The organism is Bacillus gobiensis, from assembly GCF_001278705.1.
Taxonomy (GTDB): Bacteria; Bacillota; Bacilli; order Bacillales; family Bacillaceae; genus Bacillus; species Bacillus gobiensis.
In genome coordinates, this window is the sequence record NZ_CP012600.1 from 3,650,554 (window position 1) to 3,670,130 (window position 19,577).

The window sequence follows — 19,577 nt, forward strand, 5'->3', positions numbered from 1 at the left end:
TATTTGTTGTAATGGAATGATTTTCTATGATACTATTGAACATAGTTGTGCTTACGTGGGAGGAGGTAAGGGATGAATCGGATCTTCCGTAATACCATTTTTTATTTACTTATATTATTAGTAATTATCGGCGTTGTGAGTTTTTTCCAAGGCTCTAACCCGAGAACAGAAAATATGAAATACAGCGACTTTATTGAACATCTTGAAAAGAATGAAGTTGAAAACATCACCATTCAGCCTGTTAGAGGTGTATTTGAGGTTAGAGGACAGCTGGATGGGTATAAAGAAGACCAGTTCTTTTTGACTCACGTGCCTGAAGGAAAGGGTACCGATCAAATTACAGATGCTGCTAGAGGAACGGATGTGACGGTGGATCCCGCACAAGAAACAAGTGCCTGGGTAACCGTATTTACGACGATTATTCCGTTCGTTATCATTTTCATTCTGTTCTTCTTCTTATTGAACCAAGCTCAGGGCGGCGGAAGCCGTGTCATGAACTTCGGGAAAAGTAAGGCGAAGCTGTACACAGAAGAAAAGAAAAAGGTTAAGTTTAAGGATGTAGCAGGAGCCGATGAAGAAAAGCAAGAACTCGTCGAGGTTGTTGAATTCCTTAAAGATCCGCGCAAGTTTGCGGAGCTTGGAGCGCGTATTCCAAAGGGTGTTCTGCTTGTAGGACCTCCAGGGACAGGTAAAACCTTGCTCGCGCGCGCATCCGCAGGTGAAGCTGGAGTACCTTTCTTTAGCATCAGCGGATCGGATTTCGTCGAAATGTTTGTCGGTGTCGGTGCATCCCGCGTACGTGACTTGTTTGAAAATGCCAAGAAAAATGCACCTTGCTTAATCTTTATTGATGAGATTGACGCCGTTGGACGCCAGCGTGGAGCAGGACTTGGCGGGGGTCATGATGAGCGTGAACAAACGCTGAACCAGCTACTTGTAGAAATGGATGGTTTCAGCGCCAATGAAGGGATTATTATCATTGCGGCAACTAACCGTGCAGATATTCTTGATCCCGCACTTTTGCGCCCCGGCCGTTTTGACCGCCAGATTACGGTTGACCGACCGGACGTCAAAGGACGCGAAGCCGTACTGCAGGTACATGCCAGGAATAAGCCGCTCGATGACACTGTAAACCTCAAAGCAATTGCGTCAAGAACACCAGGTTTTTCAGGTGCGGATCTTGAAAACCTGTTAAATGAGGCGGCTCTCGTTGCTGCTCGCATGAACAAAAAGAAAATTGATATGCGTGATATCGATGAGGCGACAGACCGAGTTATCGCGGGTCCTGCTAAGAAAAGCAGAGTCATTTCTAAAAAAGAACGCAATATTGTTGCTTACCATGAAGCTGGACATACCGTAATCGGACTTGTATTGGATGAAGCGGATATGGTTCACAAAGTAACCATTGTACCTCGCGGGCAGGCTGGCGGTTACGCAGTCATGCTTCCTAGAGAGGATCGGTATTTCCAAACGAAGCCGGAGCTGTTGGATAAGATTGTCGGACTTCTTGGCGGACGCGTAGCTGAAGAGATTATCTTTGGCGAAGTGAGTACAGGCGCGCATAATGACTTCCAGCGTGCAACGAGCATTGCCAGAAGAATGGTCACAGAGTTTGGAATGTCTGAAAAACTGGGGCCGCTGCAGTTTGGATCATCTCAAGGCGGGCAAGTATTCCTTGGCCGGGACTTTAATAATGAACCGAATTACAGTGATCGGATTGCCTATGAGATCGATCAGGAAGTTCAGCGATTTATTAAAGAAAGCTATGAGCGTGCGAAGACCATACTTACTGAAAATCGTGAGAAGCTCGAATTGATTGCCCAAACCTTGCTAGAGGTCGAAACACTCGATGCAGAGCAAATCAAGCATCTTTCTGAACAGGGAAAACTTCCTGAAAGAAATTATTCGGACGATCATATCGCGAATGATGATGTGAAAGTCAACATAACGACGAAAAAAGACTGATTGTTAGTTGCACCACCCCTAGCTTTTTGGGCAGTTATCCCCCACCTAGGATTGCTCGTTTACATTCATAATCTTAAGGTGGGGGTCATAGTGCCTGTTAATGCGGGATAAATTTAATGTGTTGAAAAAGCTGCCAGATATGCGATTTGGCAGCTTTTTCTTTCATTTGCTACCGTTCATTTTACAAGACCATGAAACTTCGTGTATCTTATGGAGTGAGAATTCTTTTGATGATTGGTAGAGAAACTATGATAAGTGGTGATGAAGGTTGTTACTAGTATTAGACGTGGGAAATACCAATACGGTTATTGGTGTTTATCATAAAGGAGAGCTTGAGTATCATTGGCGGATTGAGACTAGCCGCAATAAAACAGAAGATGAGTACGGAATGCTTTTGCGATCATTGTTTGAGCATGCGGGGCTGATGTTTGAACAAATTGACGGAATCATTGTTTCATCTGTCGTACCGCCCATCATGTTTGCATTAGAAAGAATGTGCAAGAAATACTTTTTTATTGATCCGCAAATCGTCGGCCCTGGAATCAAGACGGGATTAAATATTAAATACGATAATCCGAAAGAAGTCGGTGCGGATCGTATCGTTAATGCAGTTGCTGCTATTCATCTTTATGGCAGCCCGCTTATCATTGTCGATTTCGGAACGGCGACCACATATTGCTATATCAATGAAAACAAGCAATACATGGGAGGTGCGATCGCGCCAGGCATCACGATTTCTACGGAAGCTCTATATTCAAGAGCGGCAAAGCTGCCTAGGATAGAAATTGTCCGGCCGGAGCACATCATTGGAAAAAACACGGTTACTGCCATGCAGTCCGGGATATTATACGGGTATGTCGGACAAGTTGAAGGCATTGTGAAACGAATGAAATGGCAGTCTAATCATAATCCGAAAGTTATTGCTACAGGGGGGCTTGCTTCTCTTATAGCAGACGAATCAGACTGCATAGATATTGTCGATCCTTTTTTGACATTAAAAGGCCTGGAGCTTATTTACGAGCGTAATCGAGTCGAAACGATATAGGAGGGAAACGATGGACTATTTAATAAAAGCATTGGCTTTCGACGGACAAGTAAGAGCATACGCGGCGAGAACAACGGATACGATTGCCGAAGCGCAAAGGAGGCACGACACTTGGCCGACTGCTTCCGCGGCAATCGGACGGACTATGACCGCGACGTTAATGCTAGGTGCCATGCTAAAAGGAAATGATAAGCTGACTGTAAAAATCGAAGGGGACGGTCCAATCGGAGCCATTATTGCAGATGGAAACGGAAAAGGAGAGGTTCGCGGATATGTCAGTGAGCCCCATGTCCATTTTGACCTAAATGAGATCGGCAAGCTTGATGTGAGGCGGGCTGTCGGAACGAGCGGCACGTTAAGTGTTGTCAAAGATTTAGGCTTAAGAGACCATTTCACCGGACAGGTCGAAATTGTTTCTGGTGAGATTGGCGAGGATTTTACCTATTATCTTGTGACCTCTGAACAGGTTCCCTCATCCGTAGGTGTTGGAGTTTTAGTTAATCCTGACCACTCGATTTTAGCTTCTGGCGGATTTATCGTACAGCTGCTTCCCGGTACAGACGATGAGACAATAACAAAAATAGAAAATCGACTGTCAAAAATTGATCCGATTTCCAAGCTGATTCACAGAGGACTTACTCCAGAGCAGATTCTAGAGGAAGTGTTAGGAGAAAACATTTCTGTATTAGAAACGGTCCCGGTTCAGTTTAGCTGCAATTGTTCAAAGGATCGATTCGCTGCAGCTATAATTGGGCTAGGCGCTCAGGAAATTCAAGATATGATTGTCGAGGATGGCCAAGCAGAAGCGGCATGCCATTTTTGCAATGAAAAATATCACTATACGAAAGAAGAGCTTGAAGCGCTTCGAGATGAGGCTGCGGGGTAAGCGGAAAGCCCCATTTAAATATTTTTTCAGGTGGTGATCAGCTCAGAATGAATCGAAAAATTTGGACGGTTATTATGGTTATGATAGTTGTCAATATCGTAGTCGTTGCCTATGTGTTAACGAGAAATCACGTAACCGCTTCTTCCGGTAATAATGAAGAAGTTGCAACAATAGGAAGCGACTCGATTTCAAGAGAAGAATGGCTGAATAAAATGGAAGAAAATCACGGGAAAGATACGTTGGAAGAGATGATCAATAACCGGGTCATTGAACAATTATCCGAAAAGTATGGGATAAAAGTAACCGATAAAGAGGTAGACAGAGAATTTTTAATGATAAAGGCTGTCTACAATTCTTTCTACGAAGATAATAAAACGACAGAAGCAGAATGGAAAGAGCAAATCCGCCACAATATCCTGTTAGAAGAGCTGCTGACGAAAGATGTCGTCATACCTGATGATGAATTAGAAGCGTTTTATCAAAAAAACAAAGATCTTTACGAGTTTGAGGATTCTTATCGTTTGGCTCACATTGTAGTCAAAACGAAAAAGGAAGCCGATGAAGTGATTCAAGATCTTGAAGGGGGCTCCAGCTTCCAAGCCGTGGCAGCCGAACGGTCGATTGACAGGTATACGTCCCAATATGGCGGGGATTTGGGTTTTGTTTCTTCAAAGCAGGAAAATATTCCGGGTGAGTATATAGAAAATGCAGCAAGGCTTACACCAAACGAGTTTGACAAGAATCCGGTGAAGGTCGACCAGGGGTACGCGGTCATACAGCTACGGGAAAAGCTTGATGCTCGGGTCTTTTCTTATGAAGAAGTAAAGAATCAAATTAAACGGCAAATTGCGATGGAGCAGCTGGGAGATCAGGCGAATGTGAAAACCCTTTGGGATGAAGCGAAAGTGAATTGGTTTTTTGAGGGGAAAGAGTAACAGGTGAAGTGCGATCCTACAAGTGATTAAAATACATATTTAAAAAATGAGGTGTTTATTTTGGTACGTGTGGCTAATCATATTTACGAATTAATCGGCAATACGCCGATCGTTAAGCTAAATCATTTGGTCGATGAAAACAGTGCTGATATCTACTTAAAGCTTGAATACATGAATCCAGGAAGCAGTGTAAAAGACCGGATTGCCCTTGCAATGATTGAAGAAGCTGAGGAAAAAGGGCTCCTAAAAGAAGGAGATACTTTGATTGAGCCAACCAGTGGAAACACGGGAATAGGTTTGGCTATGGTAGCCGCTGCAAAAGGCATCCGCGCTATCCTCGTCATGCCGGACACAATGAGCTTGGAGCGCCGAAATTTGCTTCGCGCATACGGTGCAGAGCTTGTACTAACTCCAGGCGAAGACGGAATGAAAGCCGCAATTAAAAAAGCAGAAGAACTTTCAAAAGAACATGGCTACTTCATGCCGCAGCAATTCAGCAATGAAGCCAACGTTGAGATTCATAGAAAAACAACCGGTAAAGAAATCGTTGAACAAATGGGCGAACAGCTTGACGCATTTATTGCAGGGATCGGAACCGGAGGAACCATTAGCGGCGCCGGGGAAATTTTGAAAAAAGCATACCCTTCCATCAGAATTTATGCGGTAGAGCCGAGTGATTCTCCGATATTATCAGGAGGAAGACCCGGGCCTCATAAAATCCAGGGAATTGGAGCAGGCTTTATCCCATCGATTTTAAACACTAAAATTTATGATGACATTATTCAAGTGAAAAGCGAAGACGCATATGAGTATGCACGCAGAGCTGCCAAAGAAACAGGCATTCTTGGCGGAATTTCATCCGGAGCCGCAATTTACGCTGCATTAAAGGTAGCGAAAAAGCTCGGAAAAGGAAAAAAAGTGCTGGCTGTTTTACCAAGTAATGGCGAGCGTTACTTAAGCACTCCGCTTTACCAATTTGAATAAACGTTCCAGGGGCTGTCCCGAAAGCGAAAACCTGCTTTTGGGGACGGCCCCTTTTTTCATATCAAATAAAACTAAGTCGAATCATTTTCGTTAAAGCAACATCATTCATTAAAATAGTGGTGTGCAAAAAACAAGGAGGGGATTTCATGTCGGAAAAAACTGCACTTGTCGTAGGCGCCACTGGGATTATCGGCAGCTATATTTTAGACCATATCAGTTCTTTAGAAGACTGGAACGTAAAAGGGGTTGCAAGAAATATCCCAAGTGAACATCCTGAACGTTATATCAGCATCGATTTATTAAATGTTGATGATGTAAAAGAAAAAATAAAAGCAGCAGGAGAAGTTACCCATATCTTTTTTGCCGCTTATCAAGATTTCCCTGCCCTGTCAAAAGATCAAATAGAAGTGAATACAAGCATGTTGGAAAATGTCGTAATGGCTGTTGAAGAAACATCAAATTCCTTGCAACGAGTTGTTTTAATGCAGGGAGCAAAGGTTTATGGGGCGCACTTAGGTAAATTTAAGACACCGGCCAAGGAAAGTGACCCTCGTCATCTTCCGCCGAACTTTTATTATAATCAAGAAGATTTTTTGCGATCACATCAAGAAGGAAAAAGCTGGTCGTGGACGATTCTGCGACCGGATCTTGTGGCGGGATTATCAATAGGGAATCCGATGAGTATTGCAATGGCCATAGCTGTTTATGCTTCTATTTCAAAGGAATTGGGACTGCCCCTTCGTTTTCCGGGAAAAGAAGGAGCATATAGTGCTTTAGTTCAAATCACAGACGCATCTCTGCTTGCCCGTGCTTCTGTCTGGGCAGCTGTTCAAGAGCACACGGCTTTTGAAATCTTTAATATCACCAATGGCGATTTATTTAGATGGGAACAATTATGGCCAAAATTCGCTTCATTTTTTGAGATGGACTATGCACCTGTTCAAACTATTCCATTGACAGATATGATGCCGCTGCAAAAAGGTGTGTGGGAAGAAATGGTCGAAAACTATCAGTTGCAGCCCGTTCCTTTTGAAAAGGCTGCAGCTTGGCCATTTGCTGATTTTATATTCGGCAGTGAACACGATGTCATTTCAGATACGACAAAAATTAAACAGTTCGGCTTTCATGAAGTGGCGGATAGCGAGAAAATTTTTCTTGATTTGTTTGCAGAGTTTAAAGAAAGAAAGTTAATACCTTAATGCTGCGGCAGGTCAATTCAGTAAAAAAGAGTCGGCATCACCGGCTCTTTTTTTAGCTTTTTCAATCTGGAAATGAATTTCTCTTTTCTTTCTGAAAAGTTTTGCTTTACAATAATGCTAGAACGAAACAGAGGAATGATGAAAGCATGAAGCGTAAACCGACAGCGAGAACAGTTCCTTGCACTGCATCCGATTTTTTCACAGCGTATGAATGCCTTGCTCGCGACAAAACACACCACGTCCTGCTCGAAAGCGGGCGAGGAGGAAGGTATAGCATAGCTGGATTGGATCCTATCGCCATTGCGGAAGGGAAAGACTGGATCACAACAATAAAATATAGAGATCAAACGTTGTTTAGAGAAGGTGATCCATTTCGGGAGTTTACGGCGTGGTTTCAGACACTCGAAACGGAAACCAATAAGGAATACCCTGACTTTCAAGGCGGGGCCATTGGTTTTCTAAGCTATGATTATGCCCGATATATTGAAGAGCTGAAAATGATTTCTATTGACGATCTAGATACACCTGATTTGTTTTTTCTTGTTTTCGATGATGTAACGGTTTATGACCATGAGAATCAATTGTTGTGGCTCATTACCCATTCCCCGGACGCTACCCTCCGTTTGGACGAGCTGGAAACAATGTGGCTTACTGCTTCAAATGCAGAAGCAAGTGACCAAGAAGAAATATGTACAGACCTATCAGACGGAATTTTCCCGGACTCTCTTGATGAAAGCTCCTTTGCAAAAGCGGTTGAGAAAATAAAGAAGTATATTGCGAGCGGGGATGTGTTTCAGGTGAATTTATCACTGAGACAATCTGAAAAAGTTTCTGTACCGCCATATAAAATATATAAAGCAATGAAAAAAATTAATCCTTCTCCGTATATGGCTTACTTGGAAGCTCCGGATTTTCAAATTATATGCGGATCACCTGAGCTATTGATTAAAAAAACAGGAGCTTTGCTCGAGACAAGGCCAATTGCTGGCACGAGGTCGCGAGGAAAAGATGATCTTGAGGATGAAAGTTTAGCAAACGAGCTTATCGATAACGAAAAAGAACGAGCGGAGCACGTCATGCTTGTAGATTTGGAGCGAAATGATGTGGGCAAGGTTTCCGAGTACGGATCAGTCCATGTCAATGAATTCATGGTTATTGAAAAATATTCCCATGTGATGCACATCGTTTCAAATGTTCAAGGAACGATGAAACCGGAATGTGACGCGGCAGACCTGATTCACGCCGTGTTTCCTGGAGGAACCATTACCGGAGCGCCTAAAGTGAGAACGATGGAAATCATCGAAGAACTTGAGCCAACGAGGCGGGGAGTATATACTGGTTCTATCGGCTGGTTTGGATTTAATCAGGATATGTGCTTTAACATCGTAATCCGGTCGATATATGTTAAGGACAATCACGCATTTATGCAGTCAGGTGCCGGGGTTGTGATTGATTCAAACCCGAAGCATGAATTTAAAGAGGCGCATAAAAAAGCTATTGCCCTGAAGAAAGCTTTAGAGCTTAGCAAAGCAGAGAAAAATACGAGTATGAGGTGAGCAGAGATGATTTTAATGATCGACAATTATGATTCCTTTACGTACAATTTAGTCCAATATTTAGGAGAGCTGGGGGAAGAGCTCGTTGTAAAAAGAAACGACGAAACGACGGTTTCCGAAATCGAAAACATGTCTCCGGACTTTTTAATGATTTCTCCCGGTCCGTGCAGTCCGAATGAAGCGGGCATTAGTATGGACGCCATCCGCCATTTTGCCGGCAAGATCCCTATTTTCGGGGTATGTCTTGGTTATCAAGCCATTGGGCAAGTATTTGGCGGTGATGTCGTCAGGGCTGATCGGCTGATGCACGGGAAGACATCTGAAATGAAACATGATGGAAAAACGATATTCCGCGGTCTGGAAAATCCTTTTACAGCGACAAGGTACCACTCGCTGATTGTGAAGGAAGAAACACTGCCGGACTGTTTTGATAAAACTGCTTGGACCGTTGAAGGCGAGCTGATGGCGATTCGTCATAAAACCATGCCGATTGAAGGGGTGCAATTTCATCCTGAATCGATTATGACAACCTGCGGAAAAGACATGCTTCGTAATTTTATTACTGCTTACCGCCAGGAAGGAAAAAACATCAACGCATGATCATTTATTTAAATGGACAGTATGTAGAGGAGAAAGAGGCAATGCTTTCTCCTCTTGATCATGGTTTTTTGTACGGCGTCGGGGTGTTTGAGTCCTTTTGTCTGATCGGAGCTAAGCCTTTCTTGCTGGAGTGGCATCTTGAGCGTCTTCATTATGCGCTAAATGATTTAGGCATTAACATACATTTAGAAAAACGAGAAGTTCTTCACATATTGGCAGAATTACTCAAGCGCAATCGTTTGCAGGGCGGCAACGCCAGAATTCGTTTAAATGTTTCAGCGGGACCTGGTGAGAAAGCAGCGCCTTCTGCAAATCCATATCTCAATCCATCTGTACTCATTCTTATTTCTCCTTTCCAGCCTGATTCGATCCCTGAAGAAAAGAATGGCATTTTATTAAACCTCCGCCGCAACACACCGGAAGGACACGTGAGACTGAAATCCCATCATTTTTTAAATAACATTTACGCAAAAAAAGAAGTTGGCAATGATTCGTCAAAGGAAGGGATCTTCTTAACGAGCGATCATTATGTCGCAGAGGGAATCACGTCCAACATTTTTTGGAGAAAAGATCAGACCGTCTTTACCCCTTCTATTGGTACGGGGATACTGAACGGCGTCATGAGGCGATATGTATTGCAAGTTCTAAAAGAGAACGGATATGAGATTCGAGTCGGGAAATTTCGCAAAGAATCGCTGCTGGAAGCCGATGAAGCGTGGTTGACGAATTCTGTCCAGGCTATTGTTCCTTTTGCGGCGATAGAATCGTCTGTTTATCCGGGGAAGAACGGAATGCTGACAATATTTTTGAAACAGGTATACAATAAAGAGAGACAGGCTTAAAATCACAATTGAAGGATGATGTTTATGGCAGAGCAAACATTAGCCAGACCAAAACAACTGATCGCAAAAGACTTTCGGTTAACATATGAAGATAAGACCTTAATTATGGGGATTTTAAACATAACTCCGGACTCTTTTTCTGATGGCGGCAAATACCAATCATTGGATAAAGCATTAGCTCATGCCAAGCTTATGATTGATCAGGGAGCCCATATTATTGATATCGGCGGAGAATCGACAAGGCCCGGTTCAGAGTTTGTTTCTGCAGATGAAGAGTTATCACGGGTCATTCCGGTCATTGAGCGGCTGGCAAATGAAATTGAGGCGCCGATCTCAATCGACACGTATAAAGCCGAGGTAGCGGACGAGGCGCTCAAAGCAGGAGCCTCCATTATCAATGATGTATGGGGAGCCAAGGCGGATGAAGGTATGGCAGGTGTTGCAGCAAGTCATGGCGTTCCTATTATCCTTATGCATAATCGCCATAACACGGATTATCAAAATCTTATTGAGGACATGGTGACGGATTTATCAGAAAGCATTTCCCTCGTGAAAGCGGCTGGAGTAGAGGACCATCAGATTATCATCGATCCAGGTATCGGTTTTGCTAAAAACTTTGAGCACAATCTTTCGGTTATGAATCAGCTTGAAGCATTTTGTTCGATGGGATTTCCCGTTTTATTAGCAACATCCAGAAAACGGTTCATCGGGCGGGTGCTGGATCTGCCGCCGGAAGAACGAGCGGAAGGGACAGGAGCAACCGTTTGCCTTGGTATTCAAAAAGGCTGCGATATCGTAAGGGTGCATGACGTACTGCAAATCTCAAGAATGGCGAAAATGATGGATGCGATGATAAACAAAGGAGGCGTTTACCATCGATAAGGTGTATGTCGAAGGTATGGAATTCTACGGGTATCATGGCGTTTTCGCGGAAGAAAATAAGCTCGGTCAGCGCTTTAAGGTCGATTTGTCCGCGTCGCTTGATTTAAGTGAAGCCGGAAAAACCGACAATATCGATGCAACAATAAACTATGCAGACCTTTACCATATTTGCAGGGACGTGGTGGAAGGAAAGCCGGTAAAGCTTGTTGAAACCTTGGCAGAAACGATAACAGCAAAGGTGCTCGAAACGTTTCCGAATGTGTCAGAGTGCAAAGTGAAAGTGATAAAGCCTGATCCCCCCATACCGGGCCATTATCAATCGGTGGCCATAGAAATGACAAGAACGAGACAATGAATAATATCGTATATGTTGCACTCGGCTCTAATATGGGGGATCGCGAAGCATATTTGAGAAGCGCTGTATCCTTTATCCATCAGCATCCTCACGTGAAGGTAGATGCAGTTTCTTCTATATACGAAACCGATCCCGTTGGCTATGACGATCAGGACTTGTTTTTAAATATGGTGATTTCTTTATCGACTTCCTTGGATCCTTTTGAATTGCTTCAGTTTTTGCTGAAGACAGAAGCTAAGCTTGACCGTGAGCGAACGATCAGGTGGGGACCAAGAACAGTAGACCTTGACATTTTGCTCTATAATGAAGAAAATATTGAGACAGAGCAGCTTATTATTCCGCATCCTAGAATGCATGAACGTTTATTTGTACTTATACCCTTGAAAGAAATCAAACCAGATTTGACAGAAGGACTCATAAATAAACGAACAGATCAAGAAGGTGTAAGAATATGGAGGCAGAGAACCGAGGTAGACGAATTCGTGCATACCGAAAGCTAAAAGGGTATACTCAAGAAGAGTTTGCCAGGACTTTAGGCATCTCGGTGTCTGTGCTGGGTGAAGTAGAACGCGGTACCCGTAACCCGTCAGAACAACTGATTCATAATGCAGCTAAAGCTTTAAATATATCGGTGGAAGAATTGCTTTCACCTTGGGATAATTAACGAAAGGAGGATAATCGTATGTTTAAAATCGGCGATATTCAAATGAAAAACAGAGTCGTTCTTGCTCCGATGGCAGGCGTATGCAATTCTGCTTTCAGACTGACTGTAAAAGAGTTTGGAGCAGGCCTCGTTTGTGCAGAAATGGTGAGCGACAAAGCGATTCTCTACAATAACGCCAAAACAATGGGGATGCTTTATATCGACGAACGGGAGAAGCCGTTAAGCCTGCAAATATTTGGGGGAGAAAAAGATACCCTTGTCGAAGCGGCAAGATTTGTTGATCAAAATACCACCGCGGATATTATTGATATCAACATGGGGTGTCCTGTTCCAAAAATTACAAAGTGTGATGCTGGAGCGAAGTGGCTTTTAGATCCGGATAAAATTTACGAAATGGTTTCTGCGGTTGTAGAGGCTGTTGATAAGCCTGTTACTGTAAAAATGAGAATGGGCTGGGATGAGGATCATATTTTTGCCGTCAAGAATGCACAGGCTGTTGAACGCGCAGGAGGTAAAGCAGTATCACTACATGGCCGTACTCGTGTTCAAATGTATGAAGGTACTGCAAATTGGGATATCATTAAAGAAGTTAAAAATTCCGTTTCTATCCCAGTTATCGGAAACGGAGATGTGAAAACTCCGCACGATGCAAAACGGATGCTTGATGAAACAGGTGTTGACGGCGTCATGATAGGGCGTGCAGCATTAGGTGATCCATGGATGATTTACCGTACCGTTCACTACCTGGAGACAGGCAAATTGATGGAAGAACCAAAGGTCCGTGAGAAAATCGAAGTTTGCAAGCTTCACCTCGACCGCTTGATTGCACTTAAAGGAGAATCAGTCGCGGTCCGGGAAATGAGAAAGCATGCAGCCTGGTATCTAAAAGGCATCAGAGGAAACGCAAAAGTACGAAATGAAATTAACCAATGTGAATCAAGAAACTCACTTGTAAACTTATTGGATGAATTTACGATTGAAGCCGAGGCAAAGGAGCTTCAAAAAGCAAAAGTAGGTTAAGTTTTTCTGTTTTGCTGCTCACTGCCAGTTTATTCGCTGGCAGTTTTTTATTCTTGTGATTAATAAAATGATGGAGTGATCGTTAAAATGGGCCAAGAAGAGAATTCCCAGCATGAATTAAATGACCAGCTGAAAGTTAGACGCGAAAAAATGAACGAATTAAGGGAAAACGGGATCGATCCGTTTGGCTTCCGCTATGAGCGTTCTCATCAGTCGAACGAACTGATGGATTCATATCAAGAACTGACAAAAGAAGAGCTGGAAGAAAAAGCAATTCAAGTTACCATTGCGGGACGCATGATGACAAAAAGAGGCAAAGGGAAAGCCGGATTTGCCCATATTCAGGATTTAGCAGGCCAGATTCAAATCTATGTAAGAAAAGACAGTGTCGGCGAAGAAGCTTATGAAATTTTTAAAACAGCTGATTTAGGAGATATCATTGGAGTCTCCGGTAAAGTGTTTAAAACAAACGTAGGAGAACTTTCGGTGAGGGCAGACTCATTTGCATTGCTGACAAAAGCATTGCGTCCGCTTCCCGATAAATACCACGGTTTAAAAGATGTTGAGCAGCGCTATCGCCAACGCTATTTGGATTTAATCGTAAATCCTGACAGCAAACAAACCTTTATTGCAAGAAGCAAAATCATTCAATCGATGAGAAGATACTTAGATGACCACGGATATTTGGAGGTTGAAACGCCTACGATGCACAGCATCCCGGGAGGTGCATCCGCGAGACCTTTCGTTACCCATCATAATGCATTAGATATGCCCTTATACATGCGTATTGCCATCGAGCTTCATCTGAAACGTTTGATCGTCGGCGGCCTTGAGAAAGTGTACGAGATCGGGCGCGTATTCCGTAACGAAGGAGTGTCTACCCGTCACAACCCGGAGTTTACGATGATTGAATTATATGAAGCATATGCTGATTACAAAGATATAATGGCTCTTACCGAGAATGTGATTGCCCATGTAGCAAAAGAGGTTACTGGATCTACTACAGTTCAATATGGAGACTATGAGGTGGATTTAAAGCCTGAGTGGAAAAGAATTCATATGGCTGACGCTGTAAAAGAAGCAACGGGCGTAGACTTTAGACAAGAAATGTCTCTAGATGAAGCAAGAGAATTAGCAAAAGAACATGGGATCGAAATCACGAATTCTATGAGTATCGGACATATTATCAATGAATTTTTCGAGCAAAAAGTAGAAGAAACTCTTATTCAGCCTACTTTTGTTTATGGGCATCCGGTAGAGATCTCGCCTTTAGCGAAGAAAAACCCGGAAGATCCCCGCTTCACTGATCGTTTCGAGCTGTTTATTGTGGGCAGAGAACATGCAAATGCATTTACAGAGTTGAACGACCCAATTGACCAGAGAGAAAGATTCGAAGCTCAGCTGAAGGAAAGAGAAGAAGGAAATGATGAAGCTCACTTAATGGATGAAGATTTCGTTGAAGCATTGGAATACGGAATGCCTCCAACAGGCGGTTTAGGCATTGGAATTGACAGACTCGTCATGCTGTTGACGAATTCGCCATCTATAAGAGATGTATTATTGTTCCCTCAAATGAGGCATAACCGCTAGGATGCTTAATAAACCACTGCCTTGCAGTGGTTTATTTCTTTTTTTGGGGCCTGTATAAGAAGATGAAATATACTAAGAAAAAAATTATCTTAAATTCTTTAAAAAAATATAAAAAAGGTGTTGCGCAAACATTCATAGAGTGGTATATTATTATTCGTTGCCGCAAAAAGAGGGCAACAGCAAAAAAACTTTTTAAAAAAAGTCTTGACTTATTATCTTGATTCTTGTTATGATAATAGGGTCGCTCTAAGACAATGATCTTTGAAAACTAAACAAGACAAACGTACCTGTTAATTCTAGATTTTGTTTTAAAAAATCGCATAGGCGACTATGCGTAGTCAGTCAAACTTTTATTGGAGAGTTTGATCCTGGCTCAGGACGAACGCTGGCGGCGTGCCTAATACATGCAAGTCGAGCGGACCTTTGGAGGCTTGCCTCCGAAAGGTTAGCGGCGGACGGGTGAGTAACACGTGGGTAACCTGCCTGTAAGATCGGGATAACTCCGGGAAACCGGGGCTAATACCGGATGCGTCACGAAACCGCATGGTTTTGTGATCAAAGGTGGCACTTGTGCTACCACTTACAGATGGACCCGCGGCGCATTAGCTAGTTGGTGAGGTAACGGCTCACCAAGGCAACGATGCGTAGCCGACCTGAGAGGGTGATCGGCCACACTGGGACTGAGACACGGCCCAGACTCCTACGGGAGGCAGCAGTAGGGAATCTTCCGCAATGGACGAAAGTCTGACGGAGCAACGCCGCGTGAGTGATGAAGGTTTTCGGATCGTAAAGCTCTGTTGTCAGGGAAGAACACGTGCCGGTTGAATAAGCCGGTACCTTGACGGTACCTGACCAGAAAGCCACGGCTAACTACGTGCCAGCAGCCGCGGTAATACGTAGGTGGCAAGCGTTGTCCGGAATTATTGGGCGTAAAGCGCGCGCAGGCGGTTCTTTAAGTCTGATGTGAAAGCCCCCGGCTCAACCGGGGAGGGTCATTGGAAACTGGGGAACTTGAGTGCAGAAGAGGAGAGTGGAATTCCACGTGTAGCGGTGAAATGCGTAGAGATGTGGAGGAACACCAGTGGCGAAGGCGACTCTCTGGTCTGTAACTGACGCTGAGGCGCGAAAGCGTGGGGAGCGAACAGGATTAGATACCCTGGTAGTCCACGCCGTAAACGATGAGTGCTAAGTGTTAGAGGGTTTCCGCCCTTTAGTGCTGCAGCAAACGCATTAAGCACTCCGCCTGGGGAGTACGGTCGCAAGACTGAAACTCAAAGGAATTGACGGGGGCCCGCACAAGCGGTGGAGCATGTGGTTTAATTCGAAGCAACGCGAAGAACCTTACCAGGTCTTGACATCCTCTGATCACCCTAGAGATAGGGCTTTCCCTTCGGGGACAGAGTGACAGGTGGTGCATGGTTGTCGTCAGCTCGTGTCGTGAGATGTTGGGTTAAGTCCCGCAACGAGCGCAACCCTTGATCTTAGTTGCCAGCATTCAGTTGGGCACTCTAAGGTGACTGCCGGTGACAAACCGGAGGAAGGTGGGGATGACGTCAAATCATCATGCCCCTTATGACCTGGGCTACACACGTGCTACAATGGGCAGAACAAAGGGCTGCGAGACCGCAAGGTTTAGCCAATCCCACAAATCTGTTCTCAGTTCGGATTGCAGGCTGCAACTCGCCTGCATGAAGCTGGAATCGCTAGTAATCGCGGATCAGCATGCCGCGGTGAATACGTTCCCGGGCCTTGTACACACCGCCCGTCACACCACGAGAGTTTGCAACACCCGAAGTCGGTGAGGTAACCATTTGGAGCCAGCCGCCGAAGGTGGGGCAGATGATTGGGGTGAAGTCGTAACAAGGTAGCCGTATCGGAAGGTGCGGCTGGATCACCTCCTTTCTAAGGATAATGAACGGAAACGAGGGAGCTCTCCCGAGAGCTTCCTCGGGACAGGTACGTACGATCTTGTTTAGTTTTGAAGGATCATTCCTTCAAATGAAGATGATGTTCTTTGAAAACTGGATAACGAAAGAGTAAGACATTCACATTGATTTTTTTGTAGTAAGTTCGATCTAACGGTTAAGTTAGAAAGGGCGCACGGTGGATGCCTTGGCACTAGGAGCCGATGAAGGACGGAACGAACACCGATATGCTTCGGGGAGCTGTAAGCAAGCTTTGATCCGGAGATTTCCGAATGGGGAAACCCTCTGTTCGTAATGGAACAGAATCTTATCTTGAATTCATAGAGATAAGAAGGCAGACCCGGGGAACTGAAACATCTAAGTACCCGGAGGAAGAGAAAGCAAACGCGATTCCCTAAGTAGCGGCGAGCGAAACGGGATTAGCCCAAACCAAGAGGCTTGCCTCTTGGGGTTGTAGGACACTTGATATGGAGTTACAAAGGAACGGGGTAGATGAAGAGGTCTGGAAAGGCCCGTCAAAGAAGGTAACAACCCTGTAGTTGAAAGTCCGTTCCCTCCCAAGTGGATCCTGAGTACGGCGGGACACGAGGAATCCCGTCGGAATCCGGGAGGACCATCTCCCAAGGCTAAATACTCCCTAGTGACCGATAGTGAACCAGTACCGTGAGGGAAAGGTGAAAAGCACCCCGGAAGGGGAGTGAAAGAGATCCTGAAACCGTGTGCCTACAAGTAGTCAGAGCCCGTTAACGGGTGATGGCGTGCCTTTTGTAGAATGAACCGGCGAGTTACGATCCCGTGCAAGGTTAAGTTGAAGAGACGGAGCCGCAGCGAAAGCGAGTCTGAATAGGGCGCATGAGTACGTGGTCGTAGACCCGAAACCAGGTGATCTACCCATGTCCAGGGTGAAGTTCAGGTAACACTGAATGGAGGCCCGAACCCACGCACGTTGAAAAGTGCGGGGATGAGGTGTGGGTAGGGGTGAAATGCCAATCGAACCTGGAGATAGCTGGTTCTCTCCGAAATAGCTTTAGGGCTAGCCTCAAGGTAAGAGTATTGGAGGTAGAGCACTGATTGGACGAGGGGCCCCTACCGGGTTACCGAATTCAGTCAAACTCCGAATGCCAAATACTTATCCTTGGGAGTCAGACTGCGAGTGATAAGATCCGTAGTCGAAAGGGAAACAGCCCAGACCGCCAGCTAAGGTCCCAAAGTATACGTTAAGTGGAAAAGGATGTGGAGTTGCTCAGACAACCAGGATGTTGGCTTAGAAGCAGCCACCATTTAAAGAGTGCGTAATAGCTCACTGGTCGAGTGACTCTGCGCCGAAAATGTACCGGGGCTAAACGTATCACCGAAGCTGCGGACTGTTCTTCGAACAGTGGTAGGAGAGCGTTCTAAGGGCTGTGAAGCCAGACCGGAAGGACTGGTGGAGCGCTTAGAAGTGAGAATGCCGGTATGAGTAGCGAAAGAGGGGTGAGAATCCCCTCCACCGAATGCCTAAGGTTTCCTGAGGAAGGCTCGTCCGCTCAGGGTTAGTCGGGACCTAAGCCGAGGCCGAAAGGCGTAGGCGATGGACAACAGGTTGATATTCCTGTACCACCTCCTTTCCGTTTGAGCAATGGGGGGACGCAGGAGGATAGGGTAAGCGCGGTGTTGGATATCCGCGTCCAAGCAGTTAGGCTAAGGAGATAGGTAAATCCGTTTCCTTATCAGGCTGAGCTGTGATGGCGAGTGAAATTTTAGTAGCGAAGTTCCTGATTCCACACTGCCAAGAAAAGCCTCTAGCGAGGAAAATGGTGCCCGTACCGCAAACCGACACAGGTAGGCGAGGAGAGAATCCTAAGGTGATCGAGAGAACTCTCGTTAAGGAACTCGGCAAAATGACCCCGTAACTTCGGGAGAAGGGGTGCTTCTTAGGGTGAATAGCCCCGAGAAGCCGCAGTGAATAGGCCCAGGCGACTGTTTAGCAAAAACACAGGTCTCTGCGAAGCCGCAAGGCGAAGTATAGGGGCTGACGCCTGCCCGGTGCTGGAAGGTTAAGGGGAGCGCTTAGCGTAAGCGAAGGTGCGAACTGAAGCCCCAGTAAACGGCGGCCGTAACTATAACGGTCCTAAGGTAGCGAAATTCCTTGTCGGGTAAGTTCCGACCCGCACGAAAGGCGCAACGATCTGGGCACTGTCTCAACGAGAGACTCGGTGAAATTATAGTACCTGTGAAGATGCAGGTTACCCGCGACAGGACGGAAAGACCCCGTGGAGCTTTACTGCAGCCTGATATTGAATGTTGGTACAGCTTGTACAGGATAGGTAGGAGCCTTTGAAACCGGAGCGCCAGCTTCGGTGGAGGCATCGGTGGGATACTACCCTGGCTGTATTGACCTTCTAACCCGCCGCCCTTATCGGGCGGGGAGACAGTGTCAGGTGGGCAGTTTGACTGGGGCGGTCGCCTCCTAAAATGTAACGGAGGCGCCCAAAGGTTCCCTCAGAATGGTTGGAAATCATTCGCAGAGTGTAAAGGCACAAGGGAGCTTGACTGCGAGACCTACAAGTCGAGCAGGGACGAAAGTCGGGCTTAGTGATCCGGTGGTTCCGCATGGAAGGGCCATCGCTCAACGGATAAAAGCTACCCCGGGGATAACAGGCTTATCTCCCCCAAGAGTCCACATCGACGGGGAGGTTTGGCACCTCGATGTCGGCTCATCGCATCCTGGGGCTGTAGTCGGTCCCAAGGGTTGGGCTGTTCGCCCATTAAAGCGGTACGCGAGCTGGGTTCAGAACGTCGTGAGACAGTTCGGTCCCTATCCGTCGTGGGCGCAGGAAATTTGAGAGGAGCTGTCCTTAGTACGAGAGGACCGGGATGGACGCACCGCTGGTGTACCAGTTGTTCTGCCAAGGGCATCGCTGGGTAGCTATGTGCGGACGGGATAAGTGCTGAAAGCATCTAAGCATGAAGCCCCCCTCAAGATGAGATTTCCCATTCCCTATGGAAGTAAGATCCCTGAAAGATGATCAGGTAGATAGGTCTGAGGTGGACGTGTGGTGACACATGGAGCTGACAGATACTAATCGATCGAGGACTTAACCTAGTTTAATTGAATGTCATATACTCCCCACGTTATCCAGTTTTGAG

General features: G+C 45.4%; 16 protein-coding genes and 2 rRNA genes. All 18 read left to right on the forward strand.

What is annotated here, in order from left to right:
• The first annotated feature begins 72 nt into the window (after nucleotides 1-72).
• The 18 genes from ftsH (at nucleotide 73) to AM592_RS18390 (ending at nucleotide 19,533) form a co-directional block, all read left to right on the forward strand.
• Nucleotides 73-1,965 (forward strand): ATP-dependent zinc metalloprotease FtsH, encoded by a 1,893-nt coding sequence (gene ftsH, locus AM592_RS18315; protein WP_053605127.1) that lies wholly within the window; start codon nucleotides 73-75, stop codon nucleotides 1,963-1,965.
• A 268-nt stretch (nucleotides 1,966-2,233) separates the two neighbouring features.
• The gene (locus AM592_RS18320; RefSeq protein WP_053605128.1) at nucleotides 2,234-3,010 is read left to right on the forward strand and encodes a type III pantothenate kinase; all 777 of its coding nucleotides are present in this window, start codon (nucleotides 2,234-2,236) and stop codon (nucleotides 3,008-3,010) included.
• 10 nt (nucleotides 3,011-3,020) lie between these two features.
• Nucleotides 3,021-3,896, forward strand: a complete 876-nt coding sequence (hslO, locus tag AM592_RS18325; RefSeq protein WP_053605129.1) for an Hsp33 family molecular chaperone HslO — start codon at nucleotides 3,021-3,023, stop codon at nucleotides 3,894-3,896.
• A 47-nt stretch (nucleotides 3,897-3,943) separates the two neighbouring features.
• Nucleotides 3,944-4,831: a peptidyl-prolyl cis-trans isomerase gene (locus AM592_RS18330; RefSeq protein ID WP_053605130.1), complete on the forward strand. Its 888-nt coding sequence runs from the start codon at nucleotides 3,944-3,946 to the stop codon at nucleotides 4,829-4,831.
• A gap of 60 nt (nucleotides 4,832-4,891) precedes the next feature.
• Nucleotides 4,892-5,815, forward strand: coding sequence for a cysteine synthase A (cysK, locus tag AM592_RS18335; RefSeq protein WP_053605131.1), 924 nt, complete (start codon nucleotides 4,892-4,894; stop codon nucleotides 5,813-5,815).
• Between the two features lie 146 nt (nucleotides 5,816-5,961).
• Nucleotides 5,962-7,014 carry an SDR family oxidoreductase gene (locus tag AM592_RS18340; protein WP_053605132.1) on the forward strand — a complete coding sequence of 351 codons (1,053 nt, stop codon included), beginning with the start codon at nucleotides 5,962-5,964 and terminating at the stop codon, nucleotides 7,012-7,014.
• A gap of 146 nt (nucleotides 7,015-7,160) precedes the next feature.
• Nucleotides 7,161-8,570, forward strand: coding sequence for an anthranilate synthase component I family protein (locus AM592_RS18345; protein WP_053605133.1), 1,410 nt, complete (start codon nucleotides 7,161-7,163; stop codon nucleotides 8,568-8,570).
• A 6-nt stretch (nucleotides 8,571-8,576) separates the two neighbouring features.
• Complete coding sequence (pabA, locus tag AM592_RS18350; protein WP_053605134.1) at nucleotides 8,577-9,170, forward strand: aminodeoxychorismate/anthranilate synthase component II; 594 nt, start codon at nucleotides 8,577-8,579, stop codon at nucleotides 9,168-9,170.
• Nucleotides 9,167-10,012 carry an aminodeoxychorismate lyase gene (gene pabC / locus AM592_RS18355; RefSeq protein WP_053605135.1) on the forward strand — a complete coding sequence of 282 codons (846 nt, stop codon included), beginning with the start codon at nucleotides 9,167-9,169 and terminating at the stop codon, nucleotides 10,010-10,012. Before pabA ends, pabC begins: the two co-directional genes overlap by 4 nt.
• Nucleotides 10,013-10,036: 24 nt before the next feature.
• A complete protein-coding gene (gene folP, locus AM592_RS18360; RefSeq protein ID WP_053605136.1) occupies nucleotides 10,037-10,894 on the forward strand; it encodes a dihydropteroate synthase in 858 nt (285 codons plus the stop codon).
• Nucleotides 10,887-11,249, forward strand: coding sequence for a dihydroneopterin aldolase (folB, locus tag AM592_RS18365; RefSeq protein ID WP_053605137.1), 363 nt, complete (start codon nucleotides 10,887-10,889; stop codon nucleotides 11,247-11,249). Before folP ends, folB begins: the two co-directional genes overlap by 8 nt.
• Entirely contained in the window at nucleotides 11,246-11,749 is a 504-nt protein-coding gene (folK, locus tag AM592_RS18370; RefSeq protein ID WP_053605138.1) for a 2-amino-4-hydroxy-6-hydroxymethyldihydropteridine diphosphokinase, read from the forward strand. The genes folB and folK overlap by 4 nt, the downstream gene beginning before the upstream one ends.
• The gene (locus AM592_RS23530) at nucleotides 11,701-11,913 is read left to right on the forward strand and encodes a helix-turn-helix domain-containing protein (RefSeq protein WP_082364182.1); all 213 of its coding nucleotides are present in this window, start codon (nucleotides 11,701-11,703) and stop codon (nucleotides 11,911-11,913) included. Before folK ends, AM592_RS23530 begins: the two co-directional genes overlap by 49 nt.
• A gap of 18 nt (nucleotides 11,914-11,931) precedes the next feature.
• Complete coding sequence (gene dusB / locus AM592_RS18375) at nucleotides 11,932-12,933, forward strand: tRNA dihydrouridine synthase DusB (protein ID WP_053605139.1); 1,002 nt, start codon at nucleotides 11,932-11,934, stop codon at nucleotides 12,931-12,933.
• Nucleotides 12,934-13,020: 87 nt separating this feature from the next.
• Nucleotides 13,021-14,523: a lysine--tRNA ligase gene (gene lysS / locus AM592_RS18380; protein WP_053605140.1), complete on the forward strand. Its 1,503-nt coding sequence runs from the start codon at nucleotides 13,021-13,023 to the stop codon at nucleotides 14,521-14,523.
• A 350-nt stretch (nucleotides 14,524-14,873) separates the two neighbouring features.
• Nucleotides 14,874-16,425 (forward strand): 16S ribosomal RNA (locus AM592_RS18385).
• Between the two features lie 9 nt (nucleotides 16,426-16,434).
• A complete protein-coding gene (locus AM592_RS25050; protein WP_264080142.1) occupies nucleotides 16,435-16,563 on the forward strand; it encodes a hypothetical protein in 129 nt (42 codons plus the stop codon).
• Between the two features lie 40 nt (nucleotides 16,564-16,603).
• Nucleotides 16,604-19,533 (forward strand): 23S ribosomal RNA (locus AM592_RS18390).
• The 16S and 23S rRNA genes sit together here, the layout of an rRNA operon.
• Nucleotides 19,534-19,577 lie beyond the last annotated feature (44 nt).

What these genes read in the sequence shown, in the direction of transcription:
- ftsH (WP_053605127.1), top strand. Translation starts at nt 73, where the DNA reads ATGAATCGGATCTTCCGTAATACCATTTTTTATTTACTTATATTATTA.
- hslO (WP_053605129.1), top strand. Translation starts at nt 3,021, where the DNA reads ATGGACTATTTAATAAAAGCATTGGCTTTCGACGGACAAGTAAGAGCA.
- AM592_RS18330 (WP_053605130.1), top strand. Translation starts at nt 3,944, where the DNA reads ATGAATCGAAAAATTTGGACGGTTATTATGGTTATGATAGTTGTCAAT.
- AM592_RS18340 (WP_053605132.1), top strand. Translation starts at nt 5,962, where the DNA reads ATGTCGGAAAAAACTGCACTTGTCGTAGGCGCCACTGGGATTATCGGC.
- AM592_RS18345 (WP_053605133.1), top strand. Translation starts at nt 7,161, where the DNA reads ATGAAGCGTAAACCGACAGCGAGAACAGTTCCTTGCACTGCATCCGAT.
- pabA (WP_053605134.1), top strand. Translation starts at nt 8,577, where the DNA reads ATGATTTTAATGATCGACAATTATGATTCCTTTACGTACAATTTAGTC.
- pabC (WP_053605135.1), top strand. Translation starts at nt 9,167, where the DNA reads ATGATCATTTATTTAAATGGACAGTATGTAGAGGAGAAAGAGGCAATG.
- folP (WP_053605136.1), top strand. Translation starts at nt 10,037, where the DNA reads ATGGCAGAGCAAACATTAGCCAGACCAAAACAACTGATCGCAAAAGAC.
- folK (WP_053605138.1), top strand. Translation starts at nt 11,246, where the DNA reads ATGAATAATATCGTATATGTTGCACTCGGCTCTAATATGGGGGATCGC.
- AM592_RS23530 (WP_082364182.1), top strand. Translation starts at nt 11,701, where the DNA reads ATGGAGGCAGAGAACCGAGGTAGACGAATTCGTGCATACCGAAAGCTA.
- dusB (WP_053605139.1), top strand. Translation starts at nt 11,932, where the DNA reads ATGTTTAAAATCGGCGATATTCAAATGAAAAACAGAGTCGTTCTTGCT.
- lysS (WP_053605140.1), top strand. Translation starts at nt 13,021, where the DNA reads ATGGGCCAAGAAGAGAATTCCCAGCATGAATTAAATGACCAGCTGAAA.
- AM592_RS25050 (WP_264080142.1), top strand. Translation starts at nt 16,435, where the DNA reads ATGAACGGAAACGAGGGAGCTCTCCCGAGAGCTTCCTCGGGACAGGTA.